Origin of the sequence: Bacillus sp. T3 (assembly GCF_033449965.1) — a bacterium.
Lineage (GTDB): Bacteria > Bacillota > Bacilli > Bacillales > Cytobacillaceae > Bacillus_BU.
The window spans coordinates 1,029,267-1,045,348 of sequence record NZ_CP137761.1; the positions used below are offsets into that span (position 1 = coordinate 1,029,267).

Consider the following 16,082-nt stretch of genomic DNA (forward strand, 5'->3'; position numbering starts at 1 on the left):
GGAAAATATAGATTCAAACCTTTTTATTTTAATGGAAAAATTAAAAGCTGTAAAGAAGCATATAATTTAAGTTTAGGGGATAGATGAAAAAAGCGCAATTCTTTTCATGTGCTTGGAAATGAATATCAAAAGGATGATATTTCTGGATAAATTCTTTGGTTTGTGACGAAATATCGTCATTTTGAATAGAGAAATTAAAACGATAATATAATAAGGAAAATACTAGGATAGCTGTAATAGGAATCATTGACACGATATGTAATGAGGTGTATCTTATAATAAGCTTAAAATGAAAGGATAGCAGTAGTTTACTGTTATTGGGGGATTATTTTGGTAATCTTACATGATTCGGAGCTAAAGTTACGGATCTTCGATGCAATCGAAAGAGCCAAGTCTTTAGACGTTCCTGTGCTAGTTAGCGAAGTTCAAAAAATTGATCCTATTGAACCCCTGTCATTTTTCTTTTCTGGTAGTGAAAAATATTTTGGCGAGCGGTTTTTTTGGAAAGACCCGAGTGACCAAATTATATTAGTTGGTTTAGGGATTTGTAAACAATTTGAGGCAGATCAGGCAACTGATCGTTTTAGTCATGCCCAACATGAGTGGAAGCGCTTTATTGAGAATTCCATTGTTGTTAACCCATTCTCACATAATGGCTTGGGTCCTGCTTTGTTTGGGGGCTTTTCTTTTGATCCTTTAAAGCCCAAAACTTCGCTTTGGTCTCATTATGCAAATTCACTATTTCACATTCCAAAATATATGTTATCTGTTATAGAAGGACAAGCCTATTTAACGACCAATATCCTATGTACCCAGCATGATGATTCATCGCTTGTTGAGAAAATTAGTGAAGAAAGAGAGCAGTTATTGTTTTCGAAAAACAAACCGCTAGCTTTTTGTGATAGTCACCTTGTGAAAACAGAGGAAATTCAACCAGAAGCTTGGAAAAGAACAGTTGATGAAATAGCAAACGAATTAAAGGAAGGCCCTTTGAAAAAGGTTGTTTTAGCTCGAGAATTAAGGCTGCATTTTAATGCACCTGTCCAAGTGGAAAGAGTGTTGAGTCATCTTTTTAAAGAGCAGGCAGAAAGCTTCATTTTTGCATTTGAATCGCAAGGCGATTGCTTTATCGGGGCATCACCTGGAGCGGCTTTTGAAAAAAAACGGAAATGACGTCTTTACCACCTGCTTAGCAGGGTCAATCAAACGTGGAAAAACAACGAAAGAGGATCTGGATTTAGGTGAGGATATTTTATCCGACCAAAAGAACCTGATCGAACATCAATATGTGGTGGATATGATTAAAGAGGCAATGAGTGAGGTATGTACGGAAGTCATTTTACCTGATCAACCACAGTTAATGAAAATGAGAGATATTCAACATTTATATACTCCTGTCACAGGAAAAACAGATGATCAAACATCATTACTGGATATCATCGAGCGTCTTCACCCAACCCCAGCATTAGGTGGGTTACCGAAAAAGCCGGCAGTCGAAAAAATCAGGGAAGTAGAGCTATTGGATCGCGGCTTTTATGGTGGTCCAATTGGTTGGATGGATTATCGTGGGAATGGAGAGTTTGCGGTTGCGATTCGGTCCGGGTTAATTCAAGGAAACGAAGCATCCTTGTTTGCTGGCTGTGGGGTAGTAGCACATTCAGATTCAGAAAGCGAATACCAAGAGACAAACATTAAGTTTCGTCCAATGCTTACAGCGCTTGGAGGCGAAGGAATATGAATCATCAAGAGTCACTAACTGCTTATTTAGCAGCGTTTGTTGGAGAATTGGTCGAATCAGGTGTTACTGACGTCGTTGTCAGCCCTGGTTCACGCTCCACTCCACTTGCATTAATGATGGCCGAGCATCCCGGTCTTAAAGTACATATTCAAATTGATGAACGGTCGGCAGGATTTTTTGCACTAGGCATTGCCAAAGCATCTGGTAAAGCAGTGGCTCTTTTGTGCACGTCGGGGACAGCAACAGCGAATTATTATCCTGCTATTATTGAAGCGAATATTTCTAGAGTGCCTCTTATTGTACTAACAGCAGACCGTCCACATGAGCTGCGTGATGTTGGAGCTCCGCAGGCTATTGATCAATTCCATTTATATGGCCGTCACGTAAAATGGTTTGTAGAGATGGCCCTTCCAGAAGCCACGAATGAAATCATTCGCTATGCGCAAACCGTTTGTGCGAGGGCAGTTGCCACTTCACAAATAACACCAGCAGGACCTGTCCATTTAAATTTTCCGTTCCGCGAACCATTAATCCCACAATTAGATGATTCGGAGTTGTTTGCTAAGTATAAGCGCGCTAAAGGTTCGATCAAGATTCAGGCTGGAGAACTGACTCTTTCCGATGCTGGGTTCAGCAGATTAGCCCAATCGTGGTCAGAGAATGCTAAAGGTGTTATTGTTTGTGGACCTATCGATGATGCGATATTTGGCCAGGCTGTGATTGAGTTAGCTGAAAAGTTACAATTTCCGATTATCGCTGATCCATTATCGCAATTGCGCAGTGGCTCTCATCGAAAAGACATGATAATCGATACATATGATACATTTTTACGAAATCCAGCTGTAAAAGAGTTTTTAAAGCCCGATTTGGTCATTCGCTTTGGTGCGATGCCAGTATCAAAGGCATTAACTATTTTCTTAAAGGAAAATTTAGAGGCGATGCATTATGTTATTGATGGCGGCGGAGGCTGGCGTGATCCGAATTCCATTACGTCTGAAATGATTTATTGTGACGAAGCAGTCCTTTGTCAGTCGATCCTACAGCATGTGGAGACACGCGAAACGTCTTCTTATTTAACACAATGGTCGAATATGAATGACCTTACCAAACAAAATTTAGCGAGAATCAATGATGAAACTGGATTAAGTGAAGGAAAATTGTTCTACAGGCTTGCTGATTTACTTCCAGACAATGCAACAGTATTTGTTGGGAACAGTATGCCGATTCGTGATTTGGATTCATTTTTCTTTATTAATGAAAAATCAATTAGGGTTATGGCTAATCGTGGTGCCAATGGCATCGATGGAATTGTTTCAACCGCTTTAGGGGCAGCAACGGTTCATCAGCCTTTCTATTTAGTGGTTGGTGACCTGACCTTGTTCCATGATTTAAATGGATTATTGGCATCAAAAATGCATGGAATCGCAATCAATGTCATTCTTATTAATAATAATGGTGGCGGAATCTTTTCGTTTTTACCTCAAGCAGGTCATCCAAAGCATTTTGAATTGCTGTTTGGAACACCAGTTGATATAGATTTTAAACATGCCATCAAAATGTTCGAGGGGCAGTATGAATTAATTAAGGATTGGGACCATCTTTCAGAGGTAATTGTGAAGGATAAGGTGTCGGCTGGATTGAATGTATATGAGATTTCGACTTCACGGGATTCGAATGTAAATGAACATCGAGAATTGTTTAAATTTGTTTCCCAGGAAATAGAAAAATCGTTGAAGGACATCGGAAAATGAAGGTAGTGGTTCATGGTGTTAACTATCATGTTGAAATGATTGGTGAAAGCGGGTATCCGCTTGTTTTACTTCATGGCTTTACCTGGAAACGGGTCAAACTGGCTCCCATTTTTCGAGAGATGGTCTCAACATTCAAGGCTAATTATGATAGATATTATCGGCCATGGTCAAACCGATGCACCGGAGAACCCAGAGCGTTATCGGATGGAGCAGGCTACTAGAGATTTAGCTCGATTGCTTGATATTTTAGCAATCGATCAAGCTGATTTTTTAGGATATTCAATGGGAGGAAGGTTGGCGCTTTCTTTTGCTGTCTCTTATCCTGAGAAAGTGAGAAAACTGGTGTTGGAGAGTGCATCACCAGGTTTGAAAACAGAAGAAGAGAGAGCAGCTCGAATCGAGAGTGATTGGAAACTGGCTTCGTTTATCGAGAAGCAAGGGATTGAAAAGTTTGTAGATTATTGGGAAGGGATTCCGCTATTTCAATCACAAACAGAGCTGTCAATACAGCAGCGTGACGAAATCAGGAGGCAGCGCCTCGCTAATTCTGTAACGGGTCTCTCTGGAAGTTTAATCGGGATGGGAACGGGCGCACAGCCATCATGTTGGAATGATTTGAGTTCCATTTCAAATGAGGTGCTGATGATCACCGGCGAACGAGATAAAAAGTTTTGTAAGATTGCGATTGAAATGAATGAAAAGGTGAAAAATAGCAAATGGACGATGGTTCATTCATGTGGACATGCAATTCATGTGGAACAAGCAGAAAAATTTGGTACAATAGTAAGTGAGTTTTTAAACAAATCTATATAATAAGGAGGAAGAGAACATATGGCAGTTGAATGGGTAGCTAGTCGTCAATATGAAGATATTTTATATGAAACATACAACGGCATTTGTAAAATTACCATTAACCGTCCAGAGGTACGCAATGCGTTCCGTCCTAAGACTGTAATGGAGCTTATCGATGCGTTTGCTTATGCACGTGATGATAGTAATGTTGGTGTTATTGTATTAACAGGTGCTGGGGATGATGCATTCTGCTCTGGTGGAGATCAAAAGGTACGTGGCCATGGTGGCTATGTCGGAGATGATCAAATCCCACGTTTAAATGTATTAGACCTACAACGTTTAATTCGTGTTATTCCTAAGCCAGTTGTGGCGATGGTAAAAGGTTATGCAATTGGTGGCGGCCATGTATTACATATTGTTTGTGACTTAACGATTGCAGCAGACAATGCTAAATTTGGCCAAACAGGTCCAAAGGTTGGTAGCTTTGATGCTGGTTATGGTTCAGGCTATCTTGCAAGAATCGTTGGACATAAAAAAGCGCGTGAAATTTGGTATTTATGCCGTCAATACAATGCACAAGAAGCATTGGATATGGGTCTTGTAAACACAGTTGTTCCACTTGACCAGGTTGAAGATGAGACGGTTAAATGGTGTGAGGAAATGCTGGAAATGAGCCCGACAGCACTTCGCTTCTTGAAGGCTGCGTTCAATGCCGATACAGACGGTTTAGCGGGTATTCAGCAATTTGCTGGAGATGCTACCCTACTTTACTATACAACGGATGAAGCAAAAGAAGGTCGCGACGCGTTCAAAGAAAAGCGTAAACCAGACTTCGGCAAATTCCCACGTTTTCCTTGATTTTTCGTAGAGAACAGCTTGATGGAGCCCATCAAGCTGTTTTTTTGGCAGAATAAATTAAGTAGGTGATTAATCGTGACAGAGGCAATCCCAAACTGGTTAAAGAAGCGAGCCTTCTTAACTCCACAACGAACTGCGCTTATTTATGAGGGAGAAACTTACACCTTCCAGAATACATATGATCACGCAATTGTAATGACTCAAAAGTTAGCCGCTATTCCCGTCACAAAGGGGGACTTTGTCGGTGTTCTATTGAAAAATCACCCTGATACGGTGATGATTCTATATGCACTGCAAATGATTGGTGCCACGGCCGTTATTTTTAACAACCGTCTAACACAAGAGGAATTGGCTTGGCAGCTTGATGATTCTGACTGCACCACCTTTATTACAGAGAAAGCATTCGAGCCAATGATTTTATCGCTAAAAGAAAAGCAGACCTCCTACGCTATTCTGTTTAAGGAGGAGCTTTCACAACATCAACGGGCCAAAGTCAACATTCTTAATGAATTTGTACTTGATAACACTTGCACAATTATGTATACGTCAGGGACGACTGGTTTTCCAAAGGGAGTTATGCAAACTTATGGCAATCATTGGTGGAGTTCGATAGGTTCTGCGTTAAACCTTGGTTTGACGGAGACAGATCGTTGGCTTTGTACTGTACCGCTTTTTCATATCAGCGGTTATTCAATATTAATTCGAAGTTTAATATATGGAATGCCGATCATTCTCCATGATGGGTTCGACGAGTATAGGGTAATCGAGGACATTCACCACCATCAGGTAACAATCATGTCAGTGGTTTCAACAATGCTTAATCGTATTGTGAGGGTACTAGGATCTGAGCAAATGCCGTCATCGTTTCGCTGTATGCTACTTGGTGGGGGACCAGCATCCTTAGCGCTTCTAAATAAATGCGCTGACAAAGGAATACCTGTTTTTCAAACTTATGGAATGACTGAAACATCGTCGCAAATTGTCACCCTCTCACCAGAAGATAGTATGAAGAAAATCGGCTCTGCTGGAAAACCATTATTTCCTTCTCAATTAAAAATTGTTGATCGAGATGGACTGGAAGTATCTTCACACCTAGAGGGAGAAATTGTTGTAAAAGGTCCTAATGTTACACGTGGCTATTTAAACCGTGAGGTCGAGACCGCTGAAAAAATACGGAATGGCTGGCTTCATACAGGTGATATTGGCTATGTGGATAGTGAGGGTTTTCTTTACGTACTCGACCGACGTTCGGATTTAATCATTTCTGGAGGAGAAAACATCTATCCTGCAGAAATTGAAGGCGTTCTGCAATCGCACGAAGGAATTATTGAGGCGGGAGTTATCGGTTGGAAAGATGAGCAGTGGGGGCAGGTGCCAATCGCGTTCGTCGTTACTGAAAAAGGGAACTCGATTTCAGGGCCTGACTTAATTTCTTTTTGCCAGCAAAAACTAGCAAAATATAAGGTGCCAAAGAGGATTGTTTTTATAGATGTCCTGCCGCGCAATGCTTCAAATAAATTAATGAGACGTAAGCTTCGTGAAGAACTGGAAAAGGATGAATGAGGATGAAAATCAAAGAAATTACGCTTCGAATCATTTCTCAGCCATTAAAAGCACCTTTTACAACCCACTTAGAAACAGTGACGAATCGCGAATGTATTATCGTGGAAGTAAAGAATGACGCTGGGATAACGGGCTATGGTGAGGTGGTTGCCTTTTCCTCACCGTGGTACACGGAAGAAACGGTGCAAACAGCTTTTCACATGCTTAAGGAATTCTTCATCCCATTGATAAAAAAACAACCAGTTCAGCATCCAGAAGAAGTTACGTCCCTTTTAGATAAATACAGACGAAACCAAATGGCGAAGGCTGGCTTGGAAACAGCGATTTGGGATCTATATGCAAAAGAAAAGCAAATATCGCTTTCCTGCCTTCTTGGAGGTGTTAAAACGGCGATTCCTGCTGGAGTCGTTGTGGCAACAAACTCAATTGAAGACGCCATTCGTCAAATCGAAGCCTTTTTAGAAGATGGCTATCAGAGAGTGAAGCTGAAAATTAGTCCAGAGCATGATCTTGATTTAATTGAACCGATTCGTGCTCGATTTCCAAGCCTGCCGATTATGGCAGATGCAAATTCAGCCTATTGTCTTGGGGATATACATCGTCTGAAGGCACTTGATGAATTTGGCTTAATGATGATTGAACAGCCATTAGCGCATGATGATATTATTGAACACGCTAGGCTTCAAAAGGAAATTGCCACCCCAATTTGTCTAGATGAAAGCATCGTGACTTATGAGGATGCCAGAAAAGCAATCGAGCTTGGCAGCTGTCGCGTTATCAATATTAAAATTGGTCGGGTTGGCGGGCTGCAAACGGCAAAACGAATTCATGACCTAGCTCTTGCTCAAGGAGTTCAAGTTTGGGTCGGGGGGATGCTAGAGTTTGGTATTTCAAGGGCACATAATATTGCGTTAGCATCGTTGCCAGGCTTTACCATTCCGGGAGATATATCGGCTTCAAGTCGGTATTGGGAAGAGGATATTACTGTTCCTGAAGTGACAGTTAAAAAGGGTTTGATTGAAGTTCCAACTGGTCATGGAATTGGATTTGCTATTAATGAAAAAAGGCTTCAGCAGTGTACGATTTATCAAGAAAAATTTGTATTTTAGTTGTAAAAAGAGGAGTCAAGCTTATGCGCTTTACTCCTCTCTTATATTGTCCCTATTACGGGAGAACTTACTTATTATGAATAATCTTCACTAGGGATAAATGTCTTACAGTCGGTTCCAGAGCTGGAAATAGCCATCTCTTCCGTTCTGTTTTCGACATAAATTTGGTCAGCACTGCAACGGTTCCCATCTTTCCAAAAATGACAGTTGCTTACAGCGCATAAAACGTCTTGTGCCATCCAGTATCACTCCTTGTTATAGAGGTACATGAATAGCTTTTGAAAAAAGCAAGGACTCTATACTTGTTAAAAAGTAGTATCCCTTTATTGCATTAACGCATTGGGGGACAGTCCCCCACTACGTTAATTATTTAGTGCTTTACTGAGTGTTTCGATGTTTTGGTTCATGATGGTAAAGTAGGTGTCGTTGTTGTCGATATTTTCTTTTGTTAATACGGAAAGATTGTGGAGTGTTAATGCTTTTGCCCCAACTTCTTCTTCGACAATTTTTGCCAACTTTGAGTTTACATTTTGCTCAAATAAAATATAGTGAATGTTGTACTTTTTTGCTTGATCAATAATTTCTTCAAGTTTTTTCTGTGATGGTTCATTCGTTGTTGATAATCCGGAATATACTGATTTGTTTAATTCCGTAACGAGATTCCCAATAGCCGTATGCAGAGTGGGCAACAATGATTTCTTTTCGGTTTGCATCTTTAACCATTTTTTTAAACGACTGATCTAATGTATTTAATTCTTCTACGAGTGTTTGATAATTTTTTTCAAATGTATCCTTCTGGTCAGGCATTTTTTCAATTAAAGCGTCTTTAATGGATTTAGCTAACTCTTGGGCATAGACTGGATCAATCCATACGTGAGGGTCTACGGTATGACCATGCTCATCCGCTTCTCCATGAGCGTCCGCTTCCTCGGTATGTGCCGCTTCGCTTTCTTCAAGGGAGAGCCCCTCGGCAGTAGCGACCAGCGTAACATCTTCATTTTTTAAAGTTTCTTTTGCTTTATTCACAAAGCCTTCTAAACCTAATCCAATATAGAAAAAAAGGTCTGCATCTACGAGTTTCATCATATCCTTTTGAGTTGGCTCAAAGGTGTGTTCATCCGCACCAGGAGGATAGACCGTATCGACTACAACATATTTTCCACCGATTTGTTCTGTGAAATATTGGAGTGGGTATACCGTCGTATAAACGGTTAGCTGATTGTTATTATTTTCTTTTTTTGTTCTTTTCCACAGCCTGCTAAAAATAAACTTAGGAGGAGGAAAAGGGAAATAAAAATGTACCAAATCTTTTTCAAGTTGATCACCTATCCTTGACGATAATGTAAGTAAAAATATGATCATAAATAATCTTATGTCTAATTAACTAGATTACTATGAATCTTCAGAGGTAATTCGTAATCGTTACGATTTACTTTTGTATCTTACATAATTTATTCAAAAATTGCAACATTTAAATCCAATTTATTGATTAAAGCTCAATATTTTATTATTATGGACAAAATACGACAATTTTAGGGGAGATTATAGATGGCTTTATTAGATGAAATTCTAAGTTTTAATGAGGAATTTGTTGATGAAAAGAAGTATGAGGAGTATATTACAACGAAGTTTCCAAACAAACATATGGTTATTTTAACTTGTATGGATACAAGACTGCTTGAACTCTTGCCAAAAGCATTAAACCTTGGGAATGGGGATACTAAAATCGTTAAGGATGCTGGTGCCCTTATTACTCACCCATTTGGAAGTGTAATGCGCAGTATTCTTGTAGCGATTTATGAATTGCAGGCCGAGGAAGTATTAATTATTGGCCATTATGATTGTGGTATGGCAGGATTAAAGGCTGATCCAATTATTGAGAAAATGAAGGCTCGTGGGGTAAAAGAAGAAACAATTGAAACATTAGCCTATTCAGGTATCGATGTTGCAGGCTGGTTAAAAGGCTTTGATAATGTAACAGAAAGTGTTTCCCACAGTGTAAATATCGTGAGAAATCACCCACTATTACCTAAAAATGTGGCTGTCCATGGACTCGTTATTGATCCAACAACAGGTAAACTAGATTTAGTGGAAAATGGCTATGACGTAAAGGATAAGTAAGATTTATTTTTTCGGATTCTTTCTTGAAGGCCATTCCTCCGGCACGAAATCCAATCCGCCTGGGTGAAGAGGATGGCATTTCAAGATCCGTTTTACTGCTAAATAGCCGCCTTTTAATGCCCCAAAGCGTTGGATAGCCTCTAAGCCATAGTGAGAGCAGGTTGGATAAAAACGGCAGGTTGGCGGCTTTAGTGGCGAAATGACAATTTGATAAAAACGAATCAGCTTCAGCATAATTTTTGCAAACATGAATGATACCCTTTCATCGTAAGATTATTAAATAAACGGTAGCATAAATTTCCTTATTCGTCTAAAATTGTGATTGCAGAAGAAAATTTATTTAATATAAAGGAGTGTTTTTATGCCATCAGTTGAAAGCTTTGATTTAGATCATAATGCTGTTGTTGCCCCATATGTGCGCCATTGTGGTGTTCATAATGTAGGGAGTGACGGTGTTGTTAATAAATATGATATCCGCTTTTGTCAGCCAAATAAACAAGCAATGAAGCCGGATGCGATTCATACATTAGAACATTTACTTGCTTTTAATATTCGCAAGCACGTGGAAAAATACGATCATTTTGATATTATTGATATTTCACCAATGGGCTGTCAAACTGGCTATTATTTAGTAGTAAGTGGTGAACCCACTGTAGAGGAAATCATTGATTTGCTTGAAGATACGATGAAGGAAGCGGTCGAAATTACGGATATTCCAGCTGCCAATGAACGTCAATGCGGTCAAGCAAAGCTGCATGATTTAGAAGGAGCAAAGCGCTTAATGCGTTTCTGGCTTGAACACGATAAAAACAACTTAAAAGAAGTATTTGCATAAATGAAACCGTGCTGCTCAAATGAAGAGCACCACAAAACAAGGGACTGACCAATGTGTCAGTCCCTTGTTTTCGTTTGGTCTTGTAAATCATCTTGTTTCGGAAGATCATCGACCGGATCGATTGTATGCTTATAGGAATAGGCTTTTCCTGTTGTTAACACGGCTAATACTAGTACGACAAACACAATAATAATTGATATCACCATTACAACCTTCAAAACTTTCCCCTCCCTGTCACATTTATTTTATCATAAAATTGCCATTTTTGAGAAAGTGTTTCCTAATGGCTTATGAACAGGGTTAATTTTTTGATAACGGGCAAAATAGTTTCGGGAGGTTGATACTATGTCAGCAGAATTATTCACAGCAGTTAATAAACAAGTGGCCAATTGGACAGTGCTCTATGTTAAGCTTCATAATTATCATTGGCTCATTAAAGGTCATCATTTCTTTACGCTTCATGAGAAATTTGAGGAATATTACAATGAGGCTTCGGCTAATATTGATGAGCTTGCTGAAAGGATTCTTTCGATTGGTGGAAAGCCGGTAGGAACGATTAAAGAATGCTTAGAATTGTCATCGATTAAGGAAGCATCAGGTACTGAAGCGGAAACAGAAATGGTGCAGGCTATTCATAATGATTTCGCAACGATTGTCAATGAATTAAAAGGAGCCATTGAGCTTGCTGAACAAAATAATGATCAAGGAACCGCAGACATATTAATTGGGATTCAAAAAAATTTACGCAAACATATGTGGATGCTACAAGCTTTCCTTGGGCAAGGAGTTTCGGCGAAGGTTTAGTGGCAGTCATAAAGAAAGCTGGCCTCTGTGCCAGCTTTTATGTATTTTAATGAATATTTCGGGTTACCGTAGGGTGTGGACGGTGCTGACCGTATTCTTCTTGAGCAAATTTTTCGCGAAGACTTTCAATTAGATAAACACCAATTAAATTGTATAATTCTTGAGTTGTGAGGTCCTGGATCAGATGGAGGATGTCTTCTCTACTCATTTCTTCTAAAACTGCAAAGGCTAGCATGTCGATATCTTCATCGTCTCCAGGTAAGTTTATCACGGTATAATTCAAACAGTTCATCCACAAGCTTCATTTTTCCACCTCCATTCAATTTGCTTCTAATCATTTTATGTTTATGTTACTTATTAAATCCCTCATCATGAAGGATTTATTCTACCAACACTTATTTATGTAATATCAGTTTACCCCAAAACCACATGGAAGTGTTAGTTAAGTTACTCGAAAAGAAAAAAGATTTTCCTTTTTATAGGAATCTTGTTGAATGCGTATAATCTTCCAGCTTCTGTGGGAAACGATAATGAAGAGATTAAAAGGGGATGACGAAGATGAATTTAAGTAAAAAGCCCTACTATATTTCGATTGGTACTGGAGAAATTATGCAGACTGCAACGGATTCTCCTTGGAATTTTAAGATAGAAGCGACTGATGATGAAATCACAAAATTACGTGAGTATTTTGACCAAAATTACTCAACAGAATGGCAAAATTTTTTTAGAGCTCATGTCCCATATATCCAATATCATTATGATCGTGAAAATGACGCATACGATAACACGATGGTGAAAATCTATCAAATGATTTATGAATTAGGTGATGAAGAAGCGAAGCAGCATATTCGCTCGATTGGAATAATCTCTGATCAAATGTAAGCAATATACTCCCAAACACCAAACCCTATTGTAAAATAGGTAAGAGGGACAGGAACGGGGGAGTATAGAGTGGAGCAATTTTTTGATGAAAATGGGTGTACGGTGCAGTTGGTCTTTAAACAGCAAGGATTTGAACAACCTAGTCGGCATGTGCTGGTACTCTGCCGTTTTGTAGATAAATGGTTACTTACAGCCCATAAAGAGCGCGGTTGGGAGTTTCCAGGTGGAAAAATCGAGGTTGGTGAAAGTGCCGAACAAGCTGCTATCCGTGAGGTGTTTGAAGAAACGGGCGGATTGCTGGAAACTTTTTTTCCTCTAGGCGAGTATCGTGTATCAAACGGCAGGAGTTCATTTGTCAAAACAATCTTTTTCGGAAGCGTAAAAGAATTGATTGAAAAAAATACTTATTTAGAAACGGATGGTCCTGTCTTTGAGGACGGTAATATTTTGGAGACAAGATTCCAGCCGAAGTATAGCTATATTATGAAAGATGATGTTATTAAAAAAAGTATCGAATATCTCGATGAATTGAGCCTTTTGACCAATAAACGTTAATGACATTGATGTATCGGACAAGGTTGACTAGGGAGGTATATCTGGTCAACTTTTTTTAGTGTTCAATAGGATATTCATTTAATGGGATTGGAGTAAGAAAAAATAATTATCGTCAGAAAGGAGGTCAAATCTAGTATGGATCAACAAGACGGGAGCATAATTTCAAAATGGAGTTTTCCTTCTCCGAATCCGAATGTAGCCTTAACACTTGTTACTTATCGTTCCCAAGGGTTAATTGTAAAAGGGTTATTAGCTGAGCCGAAACAAGCAGGAGTTCGAGATGGGTTTTTATATCTGCGTGGTGGGATAAAAAATGTTGGTAGAGTAAGACCAGCTCGAATTGCTCAGTTTGCTCAAGAAGGCTTTATTGTGTTTGCGCCGTTTTATCGTGGCAATCAGGGTGGGGAAGGAAACGAGGATTTTGCTGGAGAGGGCCGGCACGATGCTTTTGCTGGCTTTTTGCTTTTGAATGCTCATCCTCTTGTTAATAGAATTCATGTTTTTGGTTTTTCGCGCGGAGGAGTGATGGCATTGCTGACAGCGATCCACTTTCCGGAAACAGCCTCTGTCGTCACATGGGGTGGAGTGAGTGATATGGCATTAACCTACCGAGAAAGAATGGATTTGCGAAAAATGATGAAGCGAGTGATTGGTGGTACACCGGATAAATATCCAGAGCGGTACCAGGAAAGAACCCCTCTGAATGGATTAGATAAACTTCAAGCACCAGTTCTTATTATCCACGGTTGGAACGATAAAAACGTATCGGTCGAGCATGCAACCAAGCTACAACGAAGATTACAGGAACTACAAAAGATTGTTACCACTTGGTATTTTAAACAATTTACTCATTATTTTCCCCCAGAAGTGAATAGAGAAATTGTAAAAGATCTCACGAAGTGGATGAAAATGCAGACATAATAATGTTAAAATAACGAGAAGAAGAGGTTGGAGGAGTGAGTTTATGGGAATGCCACTTGAATTAAATACTCTTATCGTAACAAAAGGGAGAGAAAAAAGATTGGATGAAAACAATTTCTCTCTAACAAAAGAAGGATATCGGCTTTATCCGATCGAGATCCCTTTAGAAGTCAGAAAAACTCTGGAGAGTGAAACAAACGGAACAGCCATAATTAAAAAAGTAGTATGGGAAAAAGAAGAAACGACTATTGTATATCAATTAATCGCACTCCATTCCACAAATTAAGAAAAGCGCAAGGCGCCCATTAATCGGCGCCTAGCGCTCGTCACCTATCAAAATTTTATACTTTCTTTACTTTATAAAAAAAGGCTGCGCAGGTCTGAATTGACCCTGGCAGCCTTTTTTATCCCCATTTTTTTCCGAACAAATTCCCCATAATAAGCCATAATGCCCCCATGCAACTATGACTTATGTGAAACTAGATTAACGTGCAATCGGTGCACCCTTCAAACCAATTTCTTGAGGTGCATTTGCAAACTTTTTGAAATTTTCATGGAATTTACCAGCTAATTCAGTTGCTTTTGCAACATATGCTGCTTTATCTGCCCAAGTTTTGCTTGGTTGAAGCACTTCATCAGGAACACCTGGAACATGAGCTGGGATTTCTAAACCGAAAATATCATCCGTTTCAGTTTCAATATGATTTAATTCGCCGTTAAGAGCAGCTTGAACCATAGAACGAGTGTAAGAAAGCTTCATTCTTGAACCAACGCCATACTCGCCGCCAGTCCAACCAGTGTTTACTAAGAAAACATTGGCATGGTGCTCATCAATTTTTTGTCCTAGCATTTCCGCATAACGTGTTGCAGGAAGCGGTAGGAATGGAGAACCAAAGCATGTTGAGAAGGTTGCTTCAGGTGAAGTAACTCCTCTTTCAGTACCAGCAAGCTTAGAAGTGTAACCACTTAAGAAATGGTACATAGCTTGTTCTTTTGTCAGCTTAGAGATTGGAGGTAAAACTCCAAAGGCATCGGCTGTTAAGAAAATAATCGTGTTTGGATGACCAGCTACACTTGGATCAACGATATTTGTAATCGCTTGTAATGGATAGGCTGCACGCGTATTTTCAGTTAATGATGTGTCATCATAATCTGCAATACGGCTTTCCTCATCAAGGATTACATTCTCAAGCACAGAGCCGAAACGAATCGCATCAAAAATTTGTGGTTCTTTTTCACGAGATAAGTTTATGCATTTTGCATAGCAGCCACCTTCAATATTGAAGACGCCGTTATTTGACCAGCCGTGCTCATCGTCGCCAATTAATTTGCGATTAGCGTCTGCTGATAATGTTGTTTTTCCAGTTCCAGGAGAGACCAAAGAATAAAGCAACGTCACCCTCTGCGCCTACGTTTGCAGAGCAGTGCATTGGCATAATCCCGTTTTCAGGAAGCAGATAGTTCATAACAGAGAATATAGATTTTTTAATTTCCCCTGCATATTCTGTTCCACCAATGAGGACCGTTCTCTGTTCAAAAGAAATAATGATGAAGGTTTCAGTTGCAGTTCCGTCAACTGCTGGATCTGCCTTGAAATTTGGAGCACAAATAACAGAGAAAGCATCATTATGCTCTTCTAATTCACCATCATTTGGACGAATGAACAATTGGTGAGAAAACAGGTTGTGCCAAGCGTATTCGTTGATAACTTGAATTGGTAAGCGGTATTTTTTATCTGCACCTGCAAAGCCACGGAAAACAAATACTTCTTCTTTTTGCTGCAAGTAGTTGATAACCTTATTGTAAAGATTTGAAAATGCTTCTTCAGAGATTGGTTGGTTTACAGAACCCCATTCTATTTTATCTTTAGAAGAACTTTCTTCTACAATATACTTGTCTTTTGGAGAACGACCTGTATATTTCCCTGTTGTTGCACGAACAGCTCCAGTAGAGGAGATAATTCCTTCTTTGCGTTCTAAAACCTTTTCAACTAATTGCGGTACAGAAAGCTGATTACGAATATTGCTACCCTTTAACAATACATTTAGTTCATTAGAGATACTGACAGAGTTCATCTGATAAATACCATCCTTTATCAAATATTTTTGAGTGTTGTGAATAGTATAACACATTTAACTAATTAATCTATACTA

18 protein-coding genes and 2 pseudogenes are annotated in these 16,082 nt (G+C 39.3%); 14 read left to right on the forward strand and 6 right to left on the reverse strand.

What is annotated here, in order from left to right; all coding sequences use genetic code 11:
* The first annotated feature begins 330 nt into the window (after positions 1–330).
* The 7 genes from RGF10_RS05305 to menC all read left to right on the forward strand — a co-directional run bounded on the left by RGF10_RS05305 (position 331) and on the right by menC (position 7,811).
* Complete coding sequence (locus RGF10_RS05305) at positions 331–1,173, forward strand: chorismate-binding protein (RefSeq protein WP_318507879.1); 843 nt, start codon at positions 331–333, stop codon at positions 1,171–1,173.
* Entirely contained in the window at positions 1,106–1,738 is a 633-nt protein-coding gene (locus RGF10_RS05310; protein ID WP_318509332.1) for an isochorismate synthase, read from the forward strand. Before RGF10_RS05305 ends, RGF10_RS05310 begins: the two co-directional genes overlap by 68 nt.
* Complete coding sequence (menD, locus tag RGF10_RS05315; RefSeq protein WP_318507880.1) at positions 1,735–3,489, forward strand: 2-succinyl-5-enolpyruvyl-6-hydroxy-3-cyclohexene-1-carboxylic-acid synthase; 1,755 nt, start codon at positions 1,735–1,737, stop codon at positions 3,487–3,489. The genes RGF10_RS05310 and menD overlap by 4 nt, the downstream gene beginning before the upstream one ends.
* A gap of 60 nt (positions 3,490–3,549) precedes the next feature.
* Positions 3,550–4,302 carry a 2-succinyl-6-hydroxy-2,4-cyclohexadiene-1-carboxylate synthase gene (gene menH, locus RGF10_RS05320; RefSeq protein WP_318507882.1) on the forward strand — a complete coding sequence of 251 codons (753 nt, stop codon included), beginning with the start codon at positions 3,550–3,552 and terminating at the stop codon, positions 4,300–4,302.
* Between the two features lie 18 nt (positions 4,303–4,320).
* Complete coding sequence (menB, locus tag RGF10_RS05325; RefSeq protein ID WP_318507884.1) at positions 4,321–5,139, forward strand: 1,4-dihydroxy-2-naphthoyl-CoA synthase; 819 nt, start codon at positions 4,321–4,323, stop codon at positions 5,137–5,139.
* A gap of 72 nt (positions 5,140–5,211) precedes the next feature.
* Positions 5,212–6,702, forward strand: coding sequence for an o-succinylbenzoate--CoA ligase (locus RGF10_RS05330; protein ID WP_318509334.1), 1,491 nt, complete (start codon positions 5,212–5,214; stop codon positions 6,700–6,702).
* 2 nt (positions 6,703–6,704) lie between these two features.
* Positions 6,705–7,811, forward strand: a complete 1,107-nt coding sequence (gene menC / locus RGF10_RS05335) for an o-succinylbenzoate synthase (RefSeq protein ID WP_318507885.1) — start codon at positions 6,705–6,707, stop codon at positions 7,809–7,811.
* A 74-nt stretch (positions 7,812–7,885) separates the two neighbouring features.
* On the opposite strand, the gene RGF10_RS05340 is transcribed toward menC, so the two are convergent.
* Both RGF10_RS05340 and RGF10_RS05350 read right to left on the reverse strand, forming a co-directional pair.
* A complete protein-coding gene (locus RGF10_RS05340; RefSeq protein ID WP_318507887.1) occupies positions 7,886–8,050 on the reverse strand; it encodes a DUF1540 domain-containing protein in 165 nt (54 codons plus the stop codon).
* Positions 8,051–8,173: 123 nt separating this feature from the next.
* Positions 8,174–9,127: pseudogene (locus RGF10_RS05350) on the reverse strand (metal ABC transporter substrate-binding protein).
* Between the two features lie 232 nt (positions 9,128–9,359).
* Between RGF10_RS05350 and RGF10_RS05355 the strand changes: the two are divergent.
* Positions 9,360–9,932 carry a beta-class carbonic anhydrase gene (locus tag RGF10_RS05355; RefSeq protein WP_318507892.1) on the forward strand — a complete coding sequence of 191 codons (573 nt, stop codon included), beginning with the start codon at positions 9,360–9,362 and terminating at the stop codon, positions 9,930–9,932.
* Between the two features lie 3 nt (positions 9,933–9,935).
* On the opposite strand, the gene yidD is transcribed toward RGF10_RS05355, so the two are convergent.
* On the reverse strand, positions 9,936–10,181 hold the full coding sequence (gene yidD, locus RGF10_RS05360) for a membrane protein insertion efficiency factor YidD (protein ID WP_318507894.1): 246 nt from the start codon (positions 10,179–10,181) through the stop codon (positions 9,936–9,938).
* A 112-nt stretch (positions 10,182–10,293) separates the two neighbouring features.
* Between yidD and RGF10_RS05365 the strand changes: the two genes are divergently transcribed.
* On the forward strand, positions 10,294–10,767 hold the full coding sequence (locus RGF10_RS05365; protein WP_318507896.1) for an S-ribosylhomocysteine lyase: 474 nt from the start codon (positions 10,294–10,296) through the stop codon (positions 10,765–10,767).
* Positions 10,768–10,823: 56 nt separating this feature from the next.
* On the opposite strand, the gene ytzI is transcribed toward RGF10_RS05365, so the two are convergent.
* Positions 10,824–10,985, reverse strand: coding sequence for a YtzI protein (gene ytzI, locus RGF10_RS05370; RefSeq protein WP_318507898.1), 162 nt, complete (start codon positions 10,983–10,985; stop codon positions 10,824–10,826).
* Positions 10,986–11,112: 127 nt separating this feature from the next.
* On the opposite strand from ytzI, the gene RGF10_RS05375 reads away from it, so the two are divergent.
* On the forward strand, positions 11,113–11,571 hold the full coding sequence (locus RGF10_RS05375; protein ID WP_318507899.1) for a Dps family protein: 459 nt from the start codon (positions 11,113–11,115) through the stop codon (positions 11,569–11,571).
* A 46-nt stretch (positions 11,572–11,617) separates the two neighbouring features.
* Here RGF10_RS05375 and RGF10_RS05380 read toward each other — a convergent pair whose 3' ends face one another.
* On the reverse strand, positions 11,618–11,854 hold the full coding sequence (locus RGF10_RS05380) for a DUF6154 family protein (RefSeq protein ID WP_412176680.1): 237 nt from the start codon (positions 11,852–11,854) through the stop codon (positions 11,618–11,620).
* Between the two features lie 275 nt (positions 11,855–12,129).
* On the opposite strand from RGF10_RS05380, the gene RGF10_RS05385 reads away from it, so the two are divergent.
* The 4 genes from RGF10_RS05385 (at position 12,130) to RGF10_RS05400 (ending at position 14,215) form a co-directional block, all read left to right on the forward strand.
* Positions 12,130–12,453: a hydrolase gene (locus tag RGF10_RS05385; protein ID WP_318507901.1), complete on the forward strand. Its 324-nt coding sequence runs from the start codon at positions 12,130–12,132 to the stop codon at positions 12,451–12,453.
* 69 nt (positions 12,454–12,522) lie between these two features.
* A complete protein-coding gene (ytkD, locus tag RGF10_RS05390; RefSeq protein WP_318507903.1) occupies positions 12,523–13,008 on the forward strand; it encodes an RNA deprotection pyrophosphohydrolase in 486 nt (161 codons plus the stop codon).
* A gap of 135 nt (positions 13,009–13,143) precedes the next feature.
* On the forward strand, positions 13,144–13,929 hold the full coding sequence (locus RGF10_RS05395; RefSeq protein WP_318507904.1) for an alpha/beta hydrolase family protein: 786 nt from the start codon (positions 13,144–13,146) through the stop codon (positions 13,927–13,929).
* A gap of 43 nt (positions 13,930–13,972) precedes the next feature.
* Positions 13,973–14,215, forward strand: coding sequence for a DUF2584 domain-containing protein (locus tag RGF10_RS05400; RefSeq protein WP_318507906.1), 243 nt, complete (start codon positions 13,973–13,975; stop codon positions 14,213–14,215).
* Positions 14,216–14,413: 198 nt separating this feature from the next.
* Here the strand turns inward: RGF10_RS05400 and pckA are convergent.
* A pseudogene (gene pckA / locus RGF10_RS05405) lies at positions 14,414–16,004 on the reverse strand (phosphoenolpyruvate carboxykinase (ATP)).
* Positions 16,005–16,082: the final 78 nt, after the last annotated feature.

Bases quoted from the DNA above. Each gene is read 5' to 3' on its own strand.
- yidD (WP_318507894.1), bottom strand. From the start codon at position 10,181: ATGTTTGCAAAAATTATGCTGAAGCTGATTCGTTTTTATCAAATTGTC.
- menC (WP_318507885.1), top strand. From the start codon at position 6,705: ATGAAAATCAAAGAAATTACGCTTCGAATCATTTCTCAGCCATTAAAA.
- menD (WP_318507880.1), top strand. From the start codon at position 1,735: ATGAATCATCAAGAGTCACTAACTGCTTATTTAGCAGCGTTTGTTGGA.
- menB (WP_318507884.1), top strand. From the start codon at position 4,321: ATGGCAGTTGAATGGGTAGCTAGTCGTCAATATGAAGATATTTTATAT.
- RGF10_RS05355 (WP_318507892.1), top strand. From the start codon at position 9,360: ATGGCTTTATTAGATGAAATTCTAAGTTTTAATGAGGAATTTGTTGAT.
- RGF10_RS05375 (WP_318507899.1), top strand. From the start codon at position 11,113: ATGTCAGCAGAATTATTCACAGCAGTTAATAAACAAGTGGCCAATTGG.
- RGF10_RS05365 (WP_318507896.1), top strand. From the start codon at position 10,294: ATGCCATCAGTTGAAAGCTTTGATTTAGATCATAATGCTGTTGTTGCC.
- RGF10_RS05340 (WP_318507887.1), bottom strand. From the start codon at position 8,050: ATGGCACAAGACGTTTTATGCGCTGTAAGCAACTGTCATTTTTGGAAA.
- RGF10_RS05385 (WP_318507901.1), top strand. From the start codon at position 12,130: ATGAATTTAAGTAAAAAGCCCTACTATATTTCGATTGGTACTGGAGAA.
- RGF10_RS05400 (WP_318507906.1), top strand. From the start codon at position 13,973: ATGGGAATGCCACTTGAATTAAATACTCTTATCGTAACAAAAGGGAGA.
- RGF10_RS05395 (WP_318507904.1), top strand. From the start codon at position 13,144: ATGGATCAACAAGACGGGAGCATAATTTCAAAATGGAGTTTTCCTTCT.